The organism is Ruegeria sp. BF8 (assembly GCF_056538625.1).
Genome location: NZ_JBQFTL010000005.1, coordinates 203611 through 224864 on the forward strand (window position 1 = coordinate 203611; position 21254 = coordinate 224864).

The window sequence follows — 21254 nt, forward strand, 5'->3', positions numbered from 1 at the left end:
CAATATATAAAACTTGGTTTCACTATTTGGAACCGTAAAATGGAAGCTAAGGGAGGAAACCATGCATTCCATGTTCAAGCGCACTGCGGCGGCTATGGCGGCCAGTGTGGCACTTGCAGCGCCCGTTTCGGCAGAACTGACCGGCGAGCTGCGAATCTTCCTCGACACATCGAATCCGGCGCCGCGCGCGACGATGGAAGCGATGATCGAGCGGTTCGCGGCACAGCACCCGGGTCTGGAGATCGAGACCACGGTCATCGACCGCGAGGCGTACAAGACCCAGATCCGCAACTTCCTGACAGCGGACACGCCCGACGTCGCGACCTGGTACGCGGCCAACCGCATGAAGCCTTATGTCGAGGCCGGACTGTTCGAAGATGTATCGGACCTGTGGGCCGAGCCGGAAATCGCCGAAAACCTGGCCTCGACCAAGGGCGCGATGACCATCGACGGCAAGCAGTGGGGCGTGCCCTACACCTACTATCAGTGGGGAGTCTACTACCGCAAAGACATCTTTGACGAGCTGGGCCTGTCCGAACCAACCACCTGGGAAGAAGAGCTGGCCAACTGCCAGAAGATCGTCGACTCGGGTCGCGCCTGCTATACCATCGGCACCAAGTTCCTGTGGACGGCTGGCGGCTGGTTCGACTACCTGAACATGCGCACCAACGGCTTCGACTTCCACCAGCAACTGGCCAATGGCGAAGTCAGCTGGGAAGACGACCGGGTCAAGCAGACCTTCGCCAACTGGAAGCAGCTGATCGACATGGGCGCGTTCATCGACAACCACCAGACCTACAGCTGGCAAGAGGCCCTGCCCTTCATGGTTCAGGGTGATGCAGCGGCCTATCTGATGGGCAACTTCGCGGTGGCTCCGCTGCGCGAGGCCGGTCTGACCGACGACCAGTTGGACTTCTACCAGTTCGTCGCGATCAACCCCGATGTCGAGCTGGCCGAAGATGCGCCGACCGACACGTTCCACATCCCGGCGAACGCGTCGAACAAAGAAGCCGCGCGCGAGTTCCTGCGTTTTGTCGTTTCGGCTGACGAGCAGACCGAAATCAACAACGGCAAGAACCTCGGACAACTGCCCGTCAACGCCAAATCCTCGGTGGATGACGACAAGTTCCTGCAGGAAGGCTTCAAGATGCTGTCGACCAACAGCCCCGGCGGCGTCGCCCAGTTCTGGGATCGCGACGCACCGGCGGAAATGGCCAAAGTGTCGATGGAAGGCTTCCAGGAGTTCATGGTCAAGCCGGACAACCTGGACAGCATCCTGGCCAAGCTGGAACGCGCACGTCAGCGCATCTATGACAACTGATCGGGTTGTGGCCGGGGCAACCCCGGCCACGCCGTAGCCAAACGCAGGACGGGCACGATCCCGTCCTGCCCATTCCAAACCGGGATTGACCATGACCGCTGTCGACGTCACCGAACACGAAAGCTGGTTCCACAGAAATCAGCAACGTATCGCACCCTGGCTGTTTCTGGCTCCGGGCGTGCTGTTCTTCATGGTCTACGTGATCATCCCCGTATTCCAGTCCTTCAACCTGTCGCTCTACGAATGGGACGGGCTGGGCGCGGCCGAATATGTCGGAATGCGCAACTATGAAGACCTGTATTGGGAATGGGTCGATCGTGACGCCTTCTATGTCTCGCTGAAGAACAACCTGATCTGGCTGATCATGTACCTGCTGGCGATCCCGGCTGGTCTGTTCATCGCGCTGTTCCTCAACCAGACGGTCTGGGGAATCCGGTTGTACAAATCCCTGTTCTTCTTTCCCTTCGTCATCAGCCAGGTCGTAGTCGGGCTGGTCTTCACCTGGTTCTACGACCCCACTTTCGGACTGCTGAACGAGCTTTTGGGCTTGGTCGGGTTGGGTCCGCTGAACGTACTGGGTGATGAACGCTTCGTAACCTACGGCATCATTTTCGCGGGCCTCTGGCCGCAGACCGCCTATTGCATGATCCTGTATCTGACCGGCCTGAACGCCGTGGACCCCGAACAGATCGAGGCCGGCCGGCTGGACGGCGCCAAGGGCGGGCGGATGCTGTGGCATATCATCCTGCCGCAACTGCGCCCGGCGACCTTCATCGCCTTCGTGGTGACCATTATCGGCGCGCTGCGCTCGTTCGACCTGATCTCGATCATGACGCAGGGCGGGCCGTTCGGGTCAAGCCGCGTGCTGGCCTATTACATGTTCGAGGTCGCCTTGTCGGAGTACGGGTTCCGCATGGGCTATGGCGCGGCCATCGCCGTGATCCTGTTCCTGATCATGCTGTGCTTCATCGCCTACTTCCTGTGGTCGATGTACCGCGAAGAAAAGGGGCACTGAGATGTTTCCCAAACCGATCGAAAAACAACCCCGCGCGGCGCAGATTTCCTATCAGGCAATGCTGCCGGTCGCCCTTCTGCTGTGGCTCGGCCCTCTGCTGGCGGTGGCCCTGTTTTCCATCAAGCCCGAGGCGGATTTCACCAACGCCAACTACTGGGGCCTGCCCTCCAGCTTTGAAGGCGCCAGAAACTATGGCCAGGTCTTCTTCAACTCGGACATGCCGCGCTATCTGCTGAACTCGTTCCTGATCACGGTTCCCACGGTGATCGGCGCGGTGGCGCTCAGCTGCATGACCGGGTTCGCGCTGGGGATTTACAAGTTCAAGTCGAACCTGTGGATTTTCTTCATGTTCGTGGCCGGCAACTTCGTACCCTTCCAGATCCTGATGGTGCCGGTGCGCGACCTGACGCTGGACTTGGGGCTCTACAATACGAAAACCGGGCTGGTACTGTTCCACATTGCGTTCCAGACGGGGTTCTGCACCCTGTTCATGCGCAACTTCATCCGCGCCCTGCCCTTTGAGTTGATCGAGGCCGCCCGGGTCGAGGGCATCAGCGAATGGCGCATCTTCTGGTACGTGGTCCTGCCGCTGATGAAACCCGCAATCGCCGCGCTCAGCGTTCTGATCTTCACCTTCATCTGGAATGACTATTTCTGGGCCGTCGTGCTGACCCAGGGGGCCGAGAGCCAACCCGTCACCGCCGGCATCACCAGCTTCAACGCGCAGTTCCGCGCAGCGTATCACTTGATGAGTGCCGGCTCGATCGTCGCGGCCCTGCCGCCGGTGGCCATGTTCTTTCTGATGCAGAAACACTTCATCGCGGGTCTGACCCTCGGTGCCGTAAAATAACGCCTAGTCAAGGTTTACAGTCATGACCAAGATCACCTTCATCGGTGCAGGTTCCACGATTTTCATGCAAAATATCGTGGGCGATGCCCTGCTGACCCCGTCACTGGCCGACAGCCATTTTGCCCTGATGGACATTGACCCCGAGCGTCTGGCCGAAAGCGAAACCGTGGCCCGCGCCATGATCCGCTCGGTCGGGACCGGCGCGACCGTGTCCACCCATACCGACCGCCGCGCGGCGCTGGACGGGGCCGATTTCGTCATCACCGCCTTCCAGATCGGCGGCTACAGACCCTGCACCGTCACCGATTTCGAGATCCCCAAGCAATATGGCCTGCGCCAGACCATCGCCGACACGCTGGGCGTGGGCGGCATCATGCGCGGCCTGCGCACCGTGCCGGTCCTGTGGGATGTGGCACGCGACATGGCGCAACTGTGCCCGAATGCCACGCTGCTGCAATACGTCAACCCGATGGCCATCAACACCTGGGCGCTGGCCGAACGGTTCCCGGCACTGAAACATGTGGGTCTGTGCCACTCGGTCCAGAACACGGTCGAGGAACTGGCCCATGACCTGGACCTGCCCAAGGATGAAATCCGCTATCGCGTTGCGGGCGTGAACCATGTGGCGTTTTTCCTGCGGCTGGAACATCAGGGCCGCGACCTGTATCCGGCGCTGCGCCGGGGCTATCACGCGGGCCAGCTGCCCAAGGCGCCGCTGCTGATGCCGCGCTGCCCCAACAAGGTGCGGTACGAGGTGATGGATCACCTGGGCTATTTCTGCACCGAAAGCTCGGAACACCTGGCCGAGTACGTCCCGTGGTTCATCAAGGACGGACGTCAGGACCTGATCGACCAATTCCAGATCCCGCTGGACGAATACCCCACCCGTTGCGAGGAGCAGGTCGCGAATTGGAAGGAACAGGCCAAGACCCTGACCGACGGGCGCGACATTGAAGTGATCCGCAGCCACGAATTCGCCGCCGACCTGATGAACGCCATCGTCACCGACACGCCCTATGTCGCCTATGGCAACCTGCCCAATACCGGGCAGATTCCGCAGCTACCGCTCGGCGCCGCAGTCGAAACACCCTGCCTGGTCGACAGCAACGGCGTGCAGCCCTCGGTCGTGACCGGCATCCCGCCGCAGCTGGTCGCCCTGATGCGCAGCCAGATCAACGTGCAGGAACTGACCGTGCGCGCCCTGGTCGAGGAAAACCCCGAACACATCTACCACGCCGCCATGATGGACCCGCACACCGCCGCCGAACTGGACCTGCGCCAGATCCGCAGCCTGGTCAGTGACCTGCTGACCGCCCATGCCGACTGGCTGCCGGATTGGTGCCGTCCGGCCCGCGCGGCCTGATCATCCGGTAAACACACAAGAGAACCACGACCCAATACGAAAAAGAAACAAAGACATGAAGAAACGCCGCTCACAGCACTGGTACGGCAAGCTCGACAAGGACGGGTTCATCCATCGGTCGTGGATGAAGAACCAGGGCTTTCCCGATCATGCGTTCGACGGACGCCCGATCATCGGCATCTGCAACACATGGTCGGAACTGACGCCGTGCAACTCGGGCCTGCGCGACCTCGCCGAAGGCGTCAAGCGCGGCGTGTGGGAGGCCGGAGGCTTTCCGGTCGAATTCCCGGTGATGTCGCTGGGCGAAACCCAGATGAAGCCCACCGCCATGCTGTTCCGCAACCTGCTGGCCATGGATGTCGAGGAATCGATCCGCGCCTATGGCATTGACGGCGTGGTGCTGCTGGGCGGCTGCGACAAGACCACGCCCGGCCAGCTGATGGGCGCGGCCTCGGTCGATCTGCCCACCATCGTGGTCAGCTCGGGGCCGATGCTGAACGGCAAGTACCGCGGCAAGGATATCGGCTCGGGCACCGATGTCTGGAAGTTCTCGGAAGCCGTGCGCGCCGGAGAGATGACCTTGCAGGATTTCATGAACGCCGAATCCGGCATGAGCCGGTCCAAGGGCGTGTGCATGACCATGGGCACGGCCTCGACCATGGCGTCGCTGGTCGAGGCGATGGGCATGAGCCTGCCCACAAACGCCGCCCTGCCCGCCGTCGATGCCCGCCGCATGGCGCTGGCGCACATGACCGGCAAGCGCATCGTCGAGATGGTGGACGAGGACCTCAAACCCTCGGACATCCTGACCAAAGCGGCGTTTGAGAACGCCATCCTGGCCAATGCCGCGGTGGGCGGGTCCACCAACGCCGTGGTGCACCTGTTGGCACTGGCCGGCCGGGTGGGCGTGGACCTGACCCTGCAGGATTTCGAGATCGGCTCGGACATTCCGCTGCTGGTCAACTGTATGCCCTCGGGCAAGTACCTGATGGAGGATTTCTGCTATGCCGGCGGGATGCCGGTGGTCCTGTCCGAGCTGAAATCGCATCTGCGCCCGGCCAGAACCGTTCTGAACAAGGACATCTCGGCCCACTATGCGGGCGCGGAATGCTTTGACCGCGACGTGATCCATTCCTTCGACGACCCGGTAAAACCGGCCGCCGGGCTGCGCGTTCTGCGCGGCAACCTGGCGCCGAACGGGGCGATCGTGAAACCCTCGGCCGCCACCGACAGCCTGCTTGAAACGGAAGGTGAAGCCTATGTCTTCGACAGCATCGAAGACCTGAAAGCCAATATCGACCGCGACGACCTGCCGGTGACGCCCGAGACCATCCTGGTGCTCAAGGGCTGCGGGCCAAAGGGCTATCCGGGCATGCCCGAGGTCGGCAACATGCCGATCCCCGCCAAGCTGGTGAAACAGGGCGTGCGTGACATGATCCGCATTTCCGACGCCCGCATGTCGGGCACTGCCTTCGGCACAGTGATCCTGCATGTCAGCCCCGAGGCGCAGGCGGGCGGTCCTCTGGCGCTGGTGAAAACCGGCGACCGCATCCGCGTCTCGGCCCGCAAGAGCGAGCTGGAACTGCTGGTCGACGAACAGGAACTGGCCGCCCGCCGCGCGGATTGGCAGCCCGACGACCCGCATTACACCCGCGGCTATGCCAAGCTGTATATCGACCATGTCCTTCAGGCCGATCGCGGCGCTGACCTTGATTTCCTGGTGGGCAAGGACACCCGCCTTGTGACCAGAGAGAGCCATTGATGACCCAGCCAGCAACTTTCCATGACCTCGACGGCGCGTCCGTCTTCATCACCGGCGGCGGGTCCGGGGTGGGCGCGGCCCTGACCGATGGGTTCCTGGCCCAGGGCGCAAAGGTCGCCTTTATCGGCCGGTCCGACGCCAGCGCGTTCGTCGAAGAGATGCGCGCCAAGCACGGCCGCGCGCCCTTGTTCCTGCAGGGCGACATGACCGACACCGCGCTGCTGCACGAAACCATGACCAAGGCCGCCGAGGCCCACGGTCCGCTGAACGTACTGGTCAACAATGCCGCGAACGACAAGCGCCACAGCCTTGAGGAAACTACGACCGAGTTCTGGGATTGGATGATCGCGGTCAACCTCAAAGCCTATTACTTTGCCTGCCAGCAGGCCGCGCGCCAGATGGCCGAGACCGGCGGGTCGATCATCAACTTCAGCTCGATCAGCTACATGATGGGCAATGCGGGCTATCCGATCTATACGACGGCCAACGCCGGAATCACCGGCATGACCCGCTCGCTCGCGCGCGAGCTGGGGCCGAAGAACATCCGCGTCAACGCGCTGGCGCCCGGCTGGGTGCTGACGCAGAAACAACTGGACATGTGGGCCACGCCCGAGGATCTGGCCGCGCATATGGATCGACAGTGCCTGAAGGAACATCTGAGCCCGGACGACATGATCGCGCCGACGCTGTTCCTGGCATCGACGGCCAGCCGCGCCATGACCGGGCAATGCATGGTCGTCGATGGCGGCGTGGTCACAACGGGGTAAGCACATGAACACCGAGTGGATCGCAGTAGACTGGGGCACCTCGCATCTGCGCGCCTGGGCGATGCAGGGCGACACGGTGCTGGACCACGCCCAATGCGACCGGGGCATGGCGACGCTGGGCCGGGATCAGTTCCAGGACGCGCTGCTGACGCTGGTTCAGGGCTGGCTGGGCGCGGCGCCCGTCGACGTGATCGCCTGCGGCATGGTCGGTGCCCGGCAAGGCTGGGTCGAGGCGCCCTATGTGGCGGTGCCGGCCAAGCCGATCTCGACCGTTCCGGTCCGCGTGCCCGGCACCGATCCACGCATCCGCGCCTTCGTGGTACCCGGCCTAAAACAGGACGACCCCGCCGACGTGATGCGTGGCGAGGAAACCCAGATCGCCGGCTACCTGTCCACGCGCCCGCATTGGGATGGCGTGATCTGCCTGCCCGGCACCCACACCAAATGGGTGCAGGTCAGCGCCGGCGAGGTCGTCAGCTTCCGCACCTTCATGACGGGCGAGCTGTTCGACCTGCTGGGCCAGCACTCGGTGCTGAAACACTCGGTGGGTGATGGCTGGGACGACGACGCCTTTGCCACGGCCGTGGCGGACACGCTGTCAAAGCCCGAGCAGCTGGCCGGGCGGCTGTTCGGGCTGCGCGCCGCCGATCTGCTGCACGGGCAGGATCCGGCCACCGCACGGGCCCGCCTGTCGGGCGCTCTGATCGGTGCCGAACTGGCCGCCACCCGCCCCTATTGGTTGGGCCAGCAACTGGCCATCATCGGGACCGAGGCCCTGTCGAACATCTATGCCACCGCGCTGCAGCAACAGGGCGCGTTCGTCGAAACCGCCGACGCGACCCAGGCCACGCTGGCCGGTCTGCTGCAGGCCCGCACCCTCACGAGGCAAACCGCATGAGCCGCCCCATCATCGCCATTCTGCGCGGGCTTGACCCAGCGCAGGCCGAGGCCGTCGGCCAGGCCATTCTGGACGCCGGCATCGACCGGATCGAAGTGCCGCTGAACTCGCCCGACCCGCTGGACAGTATCGGCCGTCTGGCCCGTTCGATCGGCGACCGCGCGCTGGTCGGCGCCGGAACCGTTCTGACCGTGGACGAGGTCGAACAGGTGGCCGCCGTGGGCGGCAAGCTGATCGTGTCACCCAATTGCGATGCCGAAGTGATCGCGCGCACGGTGGATCTGGGCCTGCAAAGCTGGCCCGGAGTCTATACCCCAACCGAGGCCTTCACCGCCCTGCGCGCCGGGGCCACCGGGCTGAAACTGTTTCCCGGGGTGATGGCCGGACCGGTGGGGCTGGCGGCGATGCGTCCGATCCTTCCCAAAGGCACGCAAGTCTATGCCGTGGGCGGCGCGGGGCCCGGGAATTTCGGCGACTGGCTCAAGGCCGGGGCCGACGGTTTCGGCATCGGCTCGGCCCTGTTCAAACCCGGCATGTCCGTGGACCAGATCGCCGAAAACGCCCGCCAGATCGTCGCCGCCTTTGACGAGGCCGCGCGATGAGCCAGGTCTTTGACGACCGCCCGTGCGCGTTGGGCGAAGGCCCGCTGTGGCACCCCGAACGGCAACAGCTGTTCTGGTTCGACATCGTCAACAAGCGCCTGATGACCCGCGACGCGAATGGACCGCAAAGCTGGGATTTCGCCGAGCACGTCTCGGCCGCAGGATGGATCGACCGCGACACGCTGCAGATCGCGTCGGAAACTGGACTGTGGCGGTTCGGGCTTGAGACCGGTCACAAGGACCGCATCGTCGCGCTCGAGGCCGACAACCCGGTGACCCGCTCGAATGACGGGCGGGCTGATCCGTGGGGCGGTTTCTGGATCGGCACCATGGGCAAGCGCGCGGAACCGGGCGCGGGGGCGATCTATCGTTTTTGGCGGGGTGAGCTGCGGCAGCTGGTTCCGGACGTGACCATCTCGAACGCGATCAGTTTCGCGCCCGACCGGTCCTGCGCCTATTTCTGCGACACGGCCACCGGGCAGGTGCGCCGCTGGGCACTGAACCCGGAAACCGGCTGGCCCGAGGGTGACAGCGCGGTGTTTTTGGACCTGCGCACCGAGGGGCTGAACCCCGATGGCGCGGTCGTCGATGCCGCGGGCAACCTATGGCTCGCGCAATGGGGCGCGGCGCGGGTCGCGGCCTATGACGCCGGCGGAACCTTCTTGCGCGCGGTGCGTTTCGCGGCGGCCCATACCTCGTGCCCCGCTTTCGGCGGACCGGATCTGACGACGCTGTTCTGCACCTCGGCCCGTGAAGGGCTGGATGCGGACACCATCGCATCGCACCCCACCAACGGAATGACCTTTGCCGCCGAAAACGCGGGCCAAGGTCAGGCAGAACACAGAGTCATCCTATGAACCCCGAACTTGGCGTTTGCTATTACCCTGAACATTGGCCCCAGTCGATGTGGGCCGAAGATGCCGCGCGCATGGTCGAAACCGGCCTGCGCTGGGTCCGGATCGGCGAATTCGGATGGAGCCGGATGGAGCCGGAACCGGGCCGGCTGACATTCGACTGGCTGGATCAGGCCATCGAGACCCTTGGTGCGGCCGGGCTGAAAGTGGTGCTGGGAACCCCAACCGCCACGCCGCCGCGCTGGATGCTGGACCGGCACCCGGACATGTTGGCGGTGGATGAAAACGGGCAGCCGCGCAAGTTCGGCTCACGCCGTCACTACTGTTTCAGCCATCGTGGATACATCGAGGAATGCGTCCGCATCGCCCGGATCATGGGCGAACGTTATGGCCGCAACCCGCATGTGGCCGCCTGGCAGATTGACAATGAATATGGTTGCCACGACACCACCGTCAGCTACAGCGAGCCTGCGCGGCAGGCCTTCCGCCGCTGGCTGGCCAAACGCTATGGCTCGGTCGAGGCGCTGAACGCGGCCTGGGGCAATGTGTTCTGGTCTATGGAATACGGCGATTTCGATCAGATCGACCTGCCCAACCTGACCGTGACCGAACCCAACCCCGCGCATGTGCTGGCCTTCGGCCGGTTCAGCTCGGATCAGGTGGTGGCCTTCAACCGGGCCCAGGTTCAGGCGCTGCGGCCCCTGACCGACGCGCCGCTGCTGCACAACTACATGGGCCGGGTTCTGGATTTCGACCATTTCGAAGTGGGCGCCGATCTAGATATCGCTACCTGGGACAGCTACCCGATCGGGTTTCTGTCCGATCGGCTCGAGGCCGACGCGGCGCACAAGGCGGCCTATCTGCAGCAGGGCGACCCGGACATGCAGGCCTTTCACCACGATCTGTACCGCGCCGTCGGGCGCGGCCGCTGGTGGGTGATGGAACAGCAGCCCGGACCGGTGAACTGGGCGCCCTACAACCCGGCCCCCCTGCCGGGCATGGTGCGGCTCTGGTCGCTCGAGGCCGTGGCCCACGGGGCCGAGGTGGTCAGCTATTTCCGCTGGCGGCAGGCGCCTTTTGCGCAGGAACAGATGCACGCGGGCTTGCTGACGCCGAACAACCACCCTGCACCAGGTCTGGCCGAGGCGCAGCAGACGGCCGAAGATCTGGCCGCGCTGGGAACGGTCGAACCGGTGCAGGCGCGGGTGGCCATCCTGTTCGACTATCCGTCGGACTGGGCCTGGGCGACACAGCCGCAGGGCGCTGGGTTCAACTATTTTCGGCTGGTGTTTTCCGCTTATCGCGCACTGCGCCGCGCCGGGCTGTCGGTCGATGTCGTGCCGGCCTCGGGCTTGGACGACGCCGACTATGATCTGATCCTCGCCCCCGGTCTGGCCACGCTGGACGACGCGCTGGCCGACCGCCTGCGGGCGGCTGCGAAACTGACGGTTCTGGGCCCGCGCGCCGGAGCAATCACGGCTGATTTCCAGATCCCGGCCCAAGGCCGCCCCGGCCTGCAGGCGTTGGACTGCGACGTGGCGCTGGTGGAATCCCTACCGCCCGAGATCACCCGCCCGGTTCAGGGCGGCGGAGCGGCGCAACACTGGGTCGAGCGGTTGACCGGCCACGCGCCCGATCTGTTGACCTTCGAAGACGGGACTCCGGCGCTCAAGGGCAGTGACCAGCTTTGGTACCTGGCCGGGTTCCCGGACGAAGGCCTTTGGGACCGGATCGTTGAGATGGCGGCGCAGAAAGTCGGGCTGCCGTTGCACCAGATGGCGCCCGGCCTGCGGCGGCGCGAGACCGCGACCCATGACTTCCTGATCAACTACAACGCCACACCGGTGGATTGGAACGGCCACAGCATCGCTGCCTGCGGAGTCGCCATCCTGAAACGCAATCCGCCCGGCCAGGAATGAACCTGAACCGGGCGGATGTGGTGCTCTGGTAGGCGCTTCTTCCTACTCGTCGGTCTTCAGACTGTTTGGATCGAAGACATTGCCGAACCCACTGTTGCCCGAAGGCTGATCGTCAGACTCGGCTGAGCTTTCGTCGTCCTGACCACCCAATGTGTTCGGAGCGAACACATTGCCAAAACCGCTGTTGTTCGACGGTTTGGGCGTGGATTGCTGCGCGTCGCCTTGCTCGGCCTCGCGCTGCTTGCGCTGCTCCTCGCGTTGCTTGCGCAATTCCTGAATGCGCTGCTCGGCTTCCAGACGCTTTTCTTCCTTGACGTCCGCGATGCACTGGGCCGGGTTGTAGGCCATGGCCGTCCCGACGACAGTGATCGTTGCCACGGCAAACATGACCAGCAGCACGGCCGCCATGTTCCCCGAGAAAAAGCTGGGCAGTTTGATCTTGCCCGCCAGCTCCTCGACCGTGGCTTCCTTGCGCGCGGCGGCGACCAGTTCCTGACGCTTCAACTTGGCTTCGTTCAACAGGGCGAAAAACACGGTCAGCGCCACGATGATAAAGGCCAGCGCCGAAATCGCAGGTGTAATGCCGTAGCGCACCTTTTGAGCCAGTTCGATTGTCAGTGTCGGATATTCGCCGAACGTGAAGGTGGTGGTGTTGTAGTTCTCGAACGAGGCAAGAAACGCCAGCACCGCCGCCGAAGCAATCGCCGGGCGCATGAACGGGAGCAGGATCTTGCGAAACGCCTGTGCATGCGTTGCGCCAAGGTCCAGTGCCGCCTCGGTCAGCGCCAGGTCATATCGCTGCAGCCGGGCCACCAGAACCAACATGCAATAGCTGGCGATGAAGGTGGATTGGCCAATCACGGTCAGGAAAATGCCGTTCGACAAAAAGCTGTCGGCACCCAGCCCCAGCATCCGGTTGATCCGGTCCCAGAAGACCAGCGTCGAGATACCCAGAACAACGCCCGGGATCAGGATCGGTGCGATGATGATCGTATAGTAGGTGGCGCGCAGCTTGGGCCAGATCTGGGTCAGCATCAGCGCTCCGGCCAAGCCCATCGCCACCGACAGAACCACGGTTCCCGCGCCGATGATCAACGAGTTCTTGATGCCGTTCAGGATGCGTTGGTCCTGAAACAACTCGCCGAACCACTGGAAGGTCAGGCATTCCCACGGGCTCATGCGCGGGAAACCGGACGAGTTGAAGGCGGTGATCGACATGATCACCAGCGGACCCAGCAGGTAGGCGAAGAAGATCGCCAGATAGACCCAGATGCTGATACGGAGGAAGGACATGTTCATTTCCCGATATCCCCCATGTTCACCTTGAACAGGCGCATCATTGCCAGCACGAACAGGATACAGGTGACCAGCAGAACGATGGCGTAGGCCGCGCCTTGTGGCCAGTCGTTGTTGTCATTGAACTGCTGATAGATCAGTTGCGTAAACCACAGACTGGACGGCCCACCCAGGATTTGCGGTGCGGCCAGCGCACCGGCCGACAGCATGAACACCATCGTACAGCCGGAACTGATGCCAGGCTTGGCATAGGGGATGACCACCCTCCAGTGGATCCGCCACCACGGAGCGCCCAAGTCGCGCGCGGCTTCGATCTGGTTTCCATCCAGGCTTTCGATGACGTTGTACATCGGGAAGATCATCAGCAGGATGTACGCGTAGCCGAGGCCCGCATAGAGCGCGATGTCGTTGCGGATGAAATCGAACGGCGTGTCCCAGATCCCCAATCCGACGAACAGCGTGTTCAAAACACCCGTCTCTCCGAAGATGATGCGCAGCGCAAAGGCACGCAGGATCTCGTTGATCCAATAGGGGATGATCAGCATGATCGCGAAGATACGGATGTGATTGCCCTTGGACTGACCCAGGTAATAAGCAATCGGATAGCAAATGATCAGGTTGAAAACCGTCACGCAGACCGCGGCAATCAACGTCCGGAAGAAAACGCGCAGATCAACGGCGTTGTAGGACTGGCTACCGCCTTCCGGGCCGTAGATCAAATATTTGTAGTTCTCCAGCGTGTACACGTCCTTGGGGCCACCGATTTCCGGGGGCGGCAGGTTGGGACGGAAGGAAAAGTCCAGCATCGACAGCTGCGGCAGGATGATCAGGCCGATCGTCCAGAACAGGACAAGCCCCAAAATCGCGAGCCCCATGCCGAAACCGTTGCGGTTGAAGAAGTCCCTGAGGAAGCCAGGCATCGTCGGGCCTCCTTATTCCGCAGCCAGCTCACCCGCCGGAACGACAACCGCGTTGCGGGTTTCGTATTCCAGCGTGATGTTCTGCCCGGTGTGATCTTTGAACGACTGCCCGTGGTTCGGGATCGAGACCTTGATCTCCTTGCCGCCCTCTCCTTCGGTGAAGATGTTGAAGACGTTGCCTTCGAATTCCTCGTGGGTTACCCGCGCCGTGACGAAGTGATCGCCGCTCGTCCCCTCGGGCGCAATCGAGAACGCCTCGGGTCGGATGAACATCATGGCGTCGTCACCTTCGGCCAACTTGCCCTGATTGGCGGTCGAGATCCGGGCCACCAGATCGCCGGACCGGTTGGTCGAGATCAGGGCCTCTTCGCCCATCACTCTTTTGACCTTGCCGCGGAAGACGTTGTTTTCGCCCACGAACGAGGCGGCAAAAGCGGTTGTCGGGTCGTTGTAGATGGTCTTGCCATCGGCGATCTGGTCGATCACGCCAGCGCGCATCACGGCGATGTTGTCCGACATGGTCAGAGCCTCGCCCTGGTCATGGGTGATGTAGATGAAGGTGATGCCCACCCGCTGCTGAATTTCGCGAAGCTCAGTGCGCATGTGCTGGCGCAGTTTGAGGTCCAGCGCCGACAGCGGTTCGTCCAACAGCAGCACGTCCGGTTCGGCGCACAGGGCGCGCGCGATGGCGACACGCTGGCGCTGGCCACCCGACAATTCGCTGGGCAGCTTGTCGCCCTGGCCCGGCAGCGCGATCATGTCCAGCAGCTCATCCGCGCGCTTGCGGCGCTCGGCAGCGCTGGCGCCCTTGATCTCCATCGAAAAGGTAATGTTCTCCCAGACCTTCATCAGCGGAAACAGTGCAAGGTTCTGAAATATCAACGCGGTCGGACGCTTGTTCGGCCCGATGCCCTTCATGTTCTTTCCACCGATCAGCACATTGCCTTCGCTGGGCTCCAGGAACCCGGACACCGCGCGCAGAATCGTCGTCTTGCCGCAGCCCGAGGGCCCCAGGAACGAAAAGAAATCGCCCCCGTTGATGTTCACGTTCGCATCTCGCACAGCGACAAAATCGCCGAAGCGGATCCACAGGTTTTCCAGATCAACTCCGATCCCTGCACTCATTTTTGGTATCTCCCTGTGATGCAGCTTCAGGCCGCACCGCATCGTTGTCCGTCACGCGGGGCAAACGCGTGCGGGGTCCAAAGGCCCCCCGCGCGACAACGCGAGGGGCGCGATCTCAAGGCGATCAGGCGCTCTTGAACTTGTTGACGAACTCGGTCCGGGTCTCGGCGTACCAAGGTGCTTCGGCAGGCCACGGGTTCAGGTTGGCCAGCGAGTCGCCCGGATAGGCCTCGGCAAAGTTCTTCTTGTAGGTGTCGCCCGAATACTGGTCGGCACCCAGAACCGGCGAGTTGTAGCCGTGGCTGTCGATCGCGACACCGGCCGGTTTGGCCTGATAGGCGAAGTCGATGAAGGCGTAGACCTGGTCGATATTGGTTGCGCCGGTCGGCATCGAAATACCGTCGACCCAAGCCATCGCACCCTCGACCGGAGCCTGGTAGTGCACCGGTTCGCCAGCGGATTTCAGTGCCAGCGGCGGACCATCCCAAGTCTGTCCGACGACAACCCCTTCGTTCAGCAGGCCGTTCTTCTGGGTGTCGGCATCGTTCCAGATCAGTTTGATCCGGTCCTTGCGGGCGATGCACCAGTCGGTGATCTGACCCCAGACCTTGCGCATGGTGTCTTCGTCGCCATATGCGGCCCAGACCGAGCCGGGCTCCATCTCGCCGATGCGCTCCATGTACAGGCCTGCGCCCAGCATCATCGAATGCGCGCGACCCATGGTCTTGCCGGCGTTTTCTTCCGACCAGACGTCACCATAGGACGGAGCGTCGCCTTCGGGCAGCCACAGGTCGGTCCGATAGGCTATACCTTCGGTACCCCAGATATGCGGCAGCCAATGCGCGCCGCTGTCACCAAAGTTCCAGGCATCGGTGCCGATCTTGGCCATCGCCGGGTTGACCTTGTCGATCGGAACCCTGTTCATGTCGAACGGCTGCAGAAGCTCCAGCGGCTCCCACTGCAGCGACCGGTTGTTGGTCGGCGAAACGATGTCAAAGCCCTGGCCCTTGGTGGCCTTCATCTTGTTGATGATCTCTTCGTTCGAGCCGATACCGGTGTAGTTCACCTTGATCCCGGTCAGGGTCTCGAACTCTTCGATGAAGCTGGGCGGCAGGTAATCCGACCACATCAGGATGTTGACTTCGCCCGAAGATGCCAGGGCGCTTTTGCTGTACAGAGGTGCCGCCAGCGCTGCGGCGCCGGCCCCTTTCAACACCGTACGACGGCTGAAGTTTGACGATTTGGTCATTCGTGTTTCTCCCGTGTTTGGACTGAGTTTTGTTTTTTATCCGTGCGTCACGTTAGAGTTTTGCGATCGCCCCGTCAGTCCAAAAAGTGACAGTTTGCGAAATTCTTAGGTCCAGTTCCCTTGGAAGCCCAAGCCCGGAGCCCGCCCAAACAGCGCGCGACTCTGCGGGAATTCACGCGAGGATCATATATCAAAAGGGCCGACGATACCTAACGGCGCATCGGAACTGGCCTCAAGTCACACAGGGAGATCACGCGAATTTTTTGCGCATCCGCCTAATCGATGCGCATCATTTCGGCCGCAAAAATCGATTTGCGACAAATTCAGACCAGAATCACGACGCGGTCCGAGCTATTTGCGCATTGACCGGCCGTCATGGAACAGGTGGATCTTCTCCGGCGCGGCAGTCACCGAAACCGTCTGGCCACGCAAGCCACGATGGATGCCCGGCAGTTTGCCGATCACCGACTCGGCGCCGGGGGCTTTCGCGAAATAGAGCAACGTCACCTCGCCCAATGCTTCGGTAAAGTCCACGGTCCCGGTCAGGATGGGGTCACCGTCGGCGACCACCAGATCCTCGGGGCGCACACCCACGTTGACCTTCTTGCCGGCGTCGGCGTCCTGGGTCGGGATGGCCGAAACTGCCGTGCCGCCACAGTCCAGCGCGACGGTCGTGGTGGCACCGGTGCCGGTGATCGTGCCCGGCAGCAGGTTCATGGCGGGCGAGCCGATGAACTGGGCCACGAATTCATTGTCAGGCGTCTCGTACAGTTCCAGCGGCGTGCCGACCTGCGCGATACCCTTGTTGGCCAGAACCACGATCCGGCTGGCCAGGGTCATTGCCTCGACCTGGTCGTGGGTGACATAGATCATCGTGCTGTCAGGCATCGCCTCTTTCAGGCGCGCGATCTCGATCCGCGTGGCCACCCGCAGGGCGGCATCCAGGTTCGACAGCGGCTCGTCGAACAGATAGACCTTGGGGTCGCGCACGATGGCCCGGCCGATGGCGACCCGCTGACGCTGACCGCCCGACAGGGCCTTGGGCAGCCGGTCCAGGAACGGTTCCAACTGCAGGATCTGCGCCGCGCGGTTCACCGCCGCGTCGATCTGATCGGTGGGCATCTTGGCGATTTTCAGGGCAAAGGCCATGTTCTCGCGCACGGTCATGTGCGGATACAGCGCGTAGCTTTGGAACACCATGGCGATGCCCCGCTGTGCCGGGGGCACATCGTTCATCACCTGCCCCTCGATCTCCAGCGTTCCGCCCGAAATACGTTCCAGCCCCGCGATCATCCGAAGCAGGGTGGACTTGCCGCAGCCCGAGGGGCCGACGAACACGATCAACTCGCCGCGCTCGATCTCGAGGTTGATGTCCTTCAGGACATCGACATTGCCATAGGTCTTGGCGACATCGGTCAGCTTGAGCTCGGACATGGGTTACCCTTTCTCTCGGACCATCAGGCAGAATTGCGAGGGCGCCAGCGTGGCGCGGCCCTGCGCCTCGACTGCGCCCAGATCCTGACCGATGCAGCGCCAGTTGCCTTCGGGCAGGTCGATTTCCGCGGTGCCATCGCCTAGGTTGAAGGCACAGAACACCTGTTGGGTGTCATCCTCGCGCAGGAAGCTGAGGATCGGGCCGGTTTCGCGCATGTCGGACTGGGTGCTCGACATCAGCGCCGGATATTCATGGCGCAAGGCGATGGCACGACGATAGTGGTTCAGCATCGACTGCGGGTCGGCGTCCATCCGGTCCACGGCGCGCTCGGCCTGCGCGGTGCTGACGGGCAGCCAGGGCGCACCGGTGGTAAAGCCCGACTGTTCGTCCTGCGCAGCCCAGACCATGGGCGTGCGGCAGCCGTCGCGGCCCTTGTATTCAGGCCAGAACTCGATGCCATAGGGGTCCTGCAGGTGCTCAAAGGGCACGTCGGCCTCGGGCAAGCCCAGCTCTTCGCCCTGATACAGGCAGGCCGAGCCGCGCAGGCACATCATCAGAACCGCGTGCTGCCGGATGCCGGCCTCATCCAGATCCCAGCGCGAGGCGTGGCGCTGCACGTCGTGGTTGGAGAACGCCCAGCACGGCCAGGCGTCGCCGGCCTTGGACAGAAGCTGGTCGAACACATGCTTGGTGTATTCTGCCGTCAGGCGGCGTTTTTCCAGAAATTCAAAGGCATAGCACATGTGCATACGCTTGTCGCCACGGGTGTATTCGCCCATGATCTCAAGCCCGCGCTGTGCGTCGCCCACCTCGCCCAGACAGGCGCGGCCGTCATATTGATCGGTCAAAGCGCGCAGCCGTTCCAGGAAGGCGATGTTTTCGGGCTGGCTCTTGGAATACAGGTGGTCCTGATGGTTGTAGGGGTTGACCATCGGCGCGATGGTTGCGTTGCGCTGATCCAGCGGCAGCGCCGGGTTGTCGCGCAGTTGCGCGTCGTGGAAGTAGAAGTTGATCGTGTCCAGTCGGAACCCGTCAACGCCCATGTCCAGCCAGAACCGCGCCACGTCCAGCAGCGCGTCCTGCACATCGGGGTTGTGGAAATTCAGGTCCGGCTGCGAGGTCAGGAAGTTGTGCAGGTAATACTGCTGCCGGCGCGTATCCCACTGCCAGGCCGAGCCGCCGAAGATCGACAGCCAGTTGTTGGGCGGGGTCCCGTCAGGCTTGGGGTCGGCCCAGACATACCAGTCGGCCTTGGGGTTTTCGCGGTTGCTGCGGCTTTCGACGAACCACGGATGCTGGTCCGAGGTATGCGACAGAACCAGGTCGATCATCACCCGCAGACCCAGACCATGGGCGCGGTCCAGCAACGTCTGGAAATCCTCCATCGTGCCGAACATCGGATCGATGGCGCGATAGTCGCTGACATCGTACCCGAAATCCTTCATCGGCGACTTGAAGAAGGGCGAGATCCAGATCGCATCGACCCCCAGACCGGCGATGTAGTCCAGCCGCTGGGTGATGCCCCGCAGGTCTCCGATGCCGTCGCCGTTGCTGTCCTGAAAGCTGCGCGGGTAGATCTGATAGATCACTCCGCCGCGCCACCAGTCGGACGCCGTCTTGGTTGAGTGCTTGAGGTCCACGTTGTTCTGCACGTTCATCACACGCCCTTATTTGACTGAACCGGCCAGCAATCCGCGGACCAGGTATTTCTGCATTGCAAAGAAGACGACCAGCGGCACCGCGATCGACACGAATGCGGCCGTGGCCAGGATTTCCCAATTGCCGCCCCGCGTGCCCAGAAGCTCGACGATACTGTTGGTCATCACGGTGGTCTCGCCGGATGCGTCGATCAGGAACACCTTGGCCACCAGCAGGTCGTTCCATGTCCACAGGAACTGGAAGATGGCGAACGAGGCCAGCGCCGGAAAGCTCAGCGGCAGGATCAGCTTGGTGAAGATTTGAAATTCGGTGGCGCCATCGACCCGCGCATTCTCGATCAGGTCGCGGGGCAGCCCGGCCATGTAGTTGCGCAGAAGATAGATCGCCAGCGGCATGCCAAAGCCGGTATGGGCCAGCCAGACGCCCAGATACCCTTTGCCGATGCCGATGTTCAGGTGGAATTTCAGCAGCGGGATCAGCGCCAACTGCAAGGGCACCACCAACAAACCGACCACCGCGGCGATCAACAGCGCGCGGCCCGGGAAATCCATCCAGGCCAGCGCATAGGCCGCGAAAGCCGCCACCAGGATCGGAATGATCGTGGCCGGAATCGTGACCGTCAACGTGTTGAAGAACGCCTTGGCCATGCTGTCAGTGCTGTCCTCGGCCAGCAGGACCTTGTGGTAGTTGTCCAGCGTGAATTCGGGCGGCAATTCGGCGGTCACGAAGACGCGCGACCCACGGCTGCCGGTGAATTCCTCGGTGTTCTCCATCCGGTAGTCGCCATTGGCCTGAACGGTGATCGTGCCGCCCTTGCGCAGGTCGGCTGTCTGGCCCGGCTCAAACGCATCGATCTCGCGCGAGCTGATGCCCCATTTCGAGATGCGCGCCTTGGTTCCGGCGTCGAACAGGTTGCCCTCGATCACATACAGGCCGTTTTCCTGCACCTGGGTGTCGGGCGCGGCGCTGCGCAGCGTCAGGTTCTGCTCGGACGGGAAAATCGCCCGCCACCAGCCGCTGGTCGCGATCTGGTCCGCCGTGCGAAACGACGAGATGAACAGGCCCAGCGTGGGCACCACCCACAGCACCACCAGAAACAGAACCGAGGCATGTACGGCCCATCTGAGCGCCGGGCGGGTTCCTGCGATCTCACTCATGACGCGCCCTCCTATTCCATTTCCTTGCGCGCGTTGCGCACGTTCCAGACAAGGATCGGCGTCACCAGCAGCATGATGACCATGGCCGAGGCCGAACCCACGCCCCAGTCATTGGCGCGAAACAGCTTGTCGAACATGTAGTTGGCCAAGACCTGTGTCTCCCACTGGCCGTTGGTCATGGCGAATACGATGTCGAACACCTTCAGCACGACGATGGTGATCGTGGTCCACACCACCAGAATCGTCGTCTTGATCTGCGGCACCTTGATCTTGAAGAAGATCTGGAACGGGCTGGCGCCATCCAGAATGGCGGCCTCGACCGTTTCTTCGGGAATGCCGCGCAGGGCCGCCGACAGGATCACCATGGCAAAGCCCGTCTGAATCCAGACCAGCACGATCATCAGGAAGAAATTGTTCCAGAACGGGATCGTCAGCCAGGTCTGCGGGTCGGTTCCGCCAAAGAAGATGTACAGGGCATTCAGCATGCCGATCTGGTCCTGCTCGACCGGACGGGTGTCATAGACAAGCTTCCAGATCACCGATGCGCCCACGAACGAGATCGCCATCGGCATGAAGATCAGAGATTTGGCGACATTGCCCCATCGGATGCGGTCGGTCAGCTGGGCGACCAACAGGCCAAATGCTGTCGACAGCGCCGGGACCACGATCAGCCACAGCATGTTGTTACGCATCGCTTCCCAGAATTTGGGCTCTCCCATCATTTGGGCGTAGTTGTCCAGACCCACCCACTCGTATCCGCCGCCGGGCACCCGGTCGGTCAGGGACAGGCGTAGCGTTTCCACCACAGGGTAGGCCAGGTACAGCCCCAGCGCGACCAGAGCGGGCAATAGAAACAACCATGGCCGGACCATGTTCGCCCGATTGATGTTGCGTCCGGCGTTCGGGCCGCGCGGCGGGAACAGAATCTTGTCCAGAAACTGGTTGGACAAGTAGAAGTAACCAACACAGCCGGATACGCCGATGGCGATCGTCAGCAGACCTTGCAATGCGGGATGCATGTCACCCTCCCTGGCGACAATGGGTCGGGCAACCCTGAGGTCG

Annotated in this window: 18 protein-coding genes; 10 read left to right on the plus strand and 8 right to left on the minus strand. The window is 62.6% G+C overall.

The window, feature by feature from the left end; translation table 11 throughout:
* The first annotated feature begins 61 nt into the window (after positions 1–61).
* The 10 genes from ACR0LD_RS16635 (at position 62) to ACR0LD_RS16680 (ending at position 11351) form a co-directional block, all read left to right on the plus strand.
* Entirely contained in the window at positions 62–1321 is a 1260-nt protein-coding gene (locus ACR0LD_RS16635) for an ABC transporter substrate-binding protein (protein WP_480638072.1), read from the plus strand.
* 91 nt (positions 1322–1412) lie between these two features.
* Positions 1413–2336: a carbohydrate ABC transporter permease gene (locus ACR0LD_RS16640; RefSeq protein ID WP_093963149.1), complete on the plus strand. Its 924-nt coding sequence runs from the start codon at positions 1413–1415 to the stop codon at positions 2334–2336.
* A gap of 1 nt (position 2337) precedes the next feature.
* Positions 2338–3186 carry a carbohydrate ABC transporter permease gene (locus tag ACR0LD_RS16645; protein WP_093963150.1) on the plus strand — a complete coding sequence of 283 codons (849 nt, stop codon included), beginning with the start codon at positions 2338–2340 and terminating at the stop codon, positions 3184–3186.
* A 22-nt stretch (positions 3187–3208) separates the two neighbouring features.
* The gene (gene melA / locus ACR0LD_RS16650) at positions 3209–4549 is read left to right on the plus strand and encodes an alpha-glucosidase/alpha-galactosidase (RefSeq protein ID WP_170367391.1); all 1341 of its coding nucleotides are present in this window, start codon (positions 3209–3211) and stop codon (positions 4547–4549) included.
* Between the two features lie 55 nt (positions 4550–4604).
* A complete protein-coding gene (locus ACR0LD_RS16655; RefSeq protein WP_480638075.1) occupies positions 4605–6311 on the plus strand; it encodes an IlvD/Edd family dehydratase in 1707 nt (568 codons plus the stop codon).
* Positions 6311–7078, plus strand: a complete 768-nt coding sequence (locus ACR0LD_RS16660) for an SDR family NAD(P)-dependent oxidoreductase (protein ID WP_480638076.1) — start codon at positions 6311–6313, stop codon at positions 7076–7078. The genes ACR0LD_RS16655 and ACR0LD_RS16660 overlap by 1 nt, the downstream gene beginning before the upstream one ends.
* A gap of 4 nt (positions 7079–7082) precedes the next feature.
* Positions 7083–7976, plus strand: a complete 894-nt coding sequence (locus tag ACR0LD_RS16665; RefSeq protein WP_170391636.1) for a 2-dehydro-3-deoxygalactonokinase — start codon at positions 7083–7085, stop codon at positions 7974–7976.
* Positions 7973–8578: a 2-dehydro-3-deoxy-6-phosphogalactonate aldolase gene (locus ACR0LD_RS16670; protein WP_480638078.1), complete on the plus strand. Its 606-nt coding sequence runs from the start codon at positions 7973–7975 to the stop codon at positions 8576–8578. Before ACR0LD_RS16665 ends, ACR0LD_RS16670 begins: the two co-directional genes overlap by 4 nt.
* Positions 8575–9435 (plus strand): SMP-30/gluconolactonase/LRE family protein, encoded by an 861-nt coding sequence (locus ACR0LD_RS16675; protein ID WP_170452783.1) that lies wholly within the window; start codon positions 8575–8577, stop codon positions 9433–9435. Before ACR0LD_RS16670 ends, ACR0LD_RS16675 begins: the two co-directional genes overlap by 4 nt.
* Entirely contained in the window at positions 9432–11351 is a 1920-nt protein-coding gene (locus tag ACR0LD_RS16680; protein ID WP_480638080.1) for a beta-galactosidase, read from the plus strand. The genes ACR0LD_RS16675 and ACR0LD_RS16680 overlap by 4 nt, the downstream gene beginning before the upstream one ends.
* A gap of 42 nt (positions 11352–11393) precedes the next feature.
* Here the strand turns inward: ACR0LD_RS16680 and ACR0LD_RS16685 are convergent, their stop codons facing one another.
* The 8 genes from ACR0LD_RS16685 to ACR0LD_RS16720 all read right to left on the minus strand — a co-directional run bounded on the left by ACR0LD_RS16685 (position 11394) and on the right by ACR0LD_RS16720 (position 21211).
* A complete protein-coding gene (locus ACR0LD_RS16685; protein ID WP_170359288.1) occupies positions 11394–12650 on the minus strand; it encodes an ABC transporter permease in 1257 nt (418 codons plus the stop codon).
* Positions 12647–13567 carry an ABC transporter permease gene (locus ACR0LD_RS16690; protein ID WP_170391631.1) on the minus strand — a complete coding sequence of 307 codons (921 nt, stop codon included), beginning with the start codon at positions 13565–13567 and terminating at the stop codon, positions 12647–12649. Before ACR0LD_RS16690 ends, ACR0LD_RS16685 begins: the two co-directional genes overlap by 4 nt.
* A gap of 12 nt (positions 13568–13579) precedes the next feature.
* Complete coding sequence (locus ACR0LD_RS16695) at positions 13580–14692, minus strand: ABC transporter ATP-binding protein (RefSeq protein WP_170341232.1); 1113 nt, start codon at positions 14690–14692, stop codon at positions 13580–13582.
* A gap of 124 nt (positions 14693–14816) precedes the next feature.
* Positions 14817–15941 (minus strand): extracellular solute-binding protein, encoded by a 1125-nt coding sequence (locus ACR0LD_RS16700; RefSeq protein ID WP_170341827.1) that lies wholly within the window; start codon positions 15939–15941, stop codon positions 14817–14819.
* A gap of 351 nt (positions 15942–16292) precedes the next feature.
* Positions 16293–17375 (minus strand): ABC transporter ATP-binding protein, encoded by a 1083-nt coding sequence (locus tag ACR0LD_RS16705; RefSeq protein WP_170372742.1) that lies wholly within the window; start codon positions 17373–17375, stop codon positions 16293–16295.
* Positions 17376–17378: 3 nt separating this feature from the next.
* Entirely contained in the window at positions 17379–19034 is a 1656-nt protein-coding gene (locus ACR0LD_RS16710) for an alpha-glucosidase (protein WP_480638083.1), read from the minus strand.
* Positions 19035–19043: 9 nt separating this feature from the next.
* Positions 19044–20192: a carbohydrate ABC transporter permease gene (locus tag ACR0LD_RS16715; RefSeq protein WP_480638085.1), complete on the minus strand. Its 1149-nt coding sequence runs from the start codon at positions 20190–20192 to the stop codon at positions 19044–19046.
* Between the two features lie 11 nt (positions 20193–20203).
* A complete protein-coding gene (locus tag ACR0LD_RS16720) occupies positions 20204–21211 on the minus strand; it encodes a carbohydrate ABC transporter permease (protein WP_170359279.1) in 1008 nt (335 codons plus the stop codon).
* Between the last annotated feature and the right edge of the window lie 43 nt (positions 21212–21254).

Bases quoted from the DNA above. Each gene is read 5' to 3' on its own strand.
- ACR0LD_RS16635 (WP_480638072.1), top strand. From the start codon at position 62: ATGCATTCCATGTTCAAGCGCACTGCGGCGGCTATGGCGGCCAGTGTG.
- ACR0LD_RS16640 (WP_093963149.1), top strand. From the start codon at position 1,413: ATGACCGCTGTCGACGTCACCGAACACGAAAGCTGGTTCCACAGAAAT.
- ACR0LD_RS16645 (WP_093963150.1), top strand. From the start codon at position 2,338: ATGTTTCCCAAACCGATCGAAAAACAACCCCGCGCGGCGCAGATTTCC.
- melA (WP_170367391.1), top strand. From the start codon at position 3,209: ATGACCAAGATCACCTTCATCGGTGCAGGTTCCACGATTTTCATGCAA.
- ACR0LD_RS16655 (WP_480638075.1), top strand. From the start codon at position 4,605: ATGAAGAAACGCCGCTCACAGCACTGGTACGGCAAGCTCGACAAGGAC.
- ACR0LD_RS16660 (WP_480638076.1), top strand. From the start codon at position 6,311: ATGACCCAGCCAGCAACTTTCCATGACCTCGACGGCGCGTCCGTCTTC.
- ACR0LD_RS16665 (WP_170391636.1), top strand. From the start codon at position 7,083: ATGAACACCGAGTGGATCGCAGTAGACTGGGGCACCTCGCATCTGCGC.
- ACR0LD_RS16670 (WP_480638078.1), top strand. From the start codon at position 7,973: ATGAGCCGCCCCATCATCGCCATTCTGCGCGGGCTTGACCCAGCGCAG.
- ACR0LD_RS16675 (WP_170452783.1), top strand. From the start codon at position 8,575: ATGAGCCAGGTCTTTGACGACCGCCCGTGCGCGTTGGGCGAAGGCCCG.
- ACR0LD_RS16680 (WP_480638080.1), top strand. From the start codon at position 9,432: ATGAACCCCGAACTTGGCGTTTGCTATTACCCTGAACATTGGCCCCAG.
- ACR0LD_RS16685 (WP_170359288.1), bottom strand. From the start codon at position 12,650: ATGAACATGTCCTTCCTCCGTATCAGCATCTGGGTCTATCTGGCGATC.
- ACR0LD_RS16690 (WP_170391631.1), bottom strand. From the start codon at position 13,567: ATGCCTGGCTTCCTCAGGGACTTCTTCAACCGCAACGGTTTCGGCATG.
- ACR0LD_RS16695 (WP_170341232.1), bottom strand. From the start codon at position 14,692: ATGAGTGCAGGGATCGGAGTTGATCTGGAAAACCTGTGGATCCGCTTC.
- ACR0LD_RS16700 (WP_170341827.1), bottom strand. From the start codon at position 15,941: ATGACCAAATCGTCAAACTTCAGCCGTCGTACGGTGTTGAAAGGGGCC.
- ACR0LD_RS16705 (WP_170372742.1), bottom strand. From the start codon at position 17,375: ATGTCCGAGCTCAAGCTGACCGATGTCGCCAAGACCTATGGCAATGTC.
- ACR0LD_RS16710 (WP_480638083.1), bottom strand. From the start codon at position 19,034: ATGAACGTGCAGAACAACGTGGACCTCAAGCACTCAACCAAGACGGCG.
- ACR0LD_RS16715 (WP_480638085.1), bottom strand. From the start codon at position 20,192: ATGAGTGAGATCGCAGGAACCCGCCCGGCGCTCAGATGGGCCGTACAT.
- ACR0LD_RS16720 (WP_170359279.1), bottom strand. From the start codon at position 21,211: ATGCATCCCGCATTGCAAGGTCTGCTGACGATCGCCATCGGCGTATCC.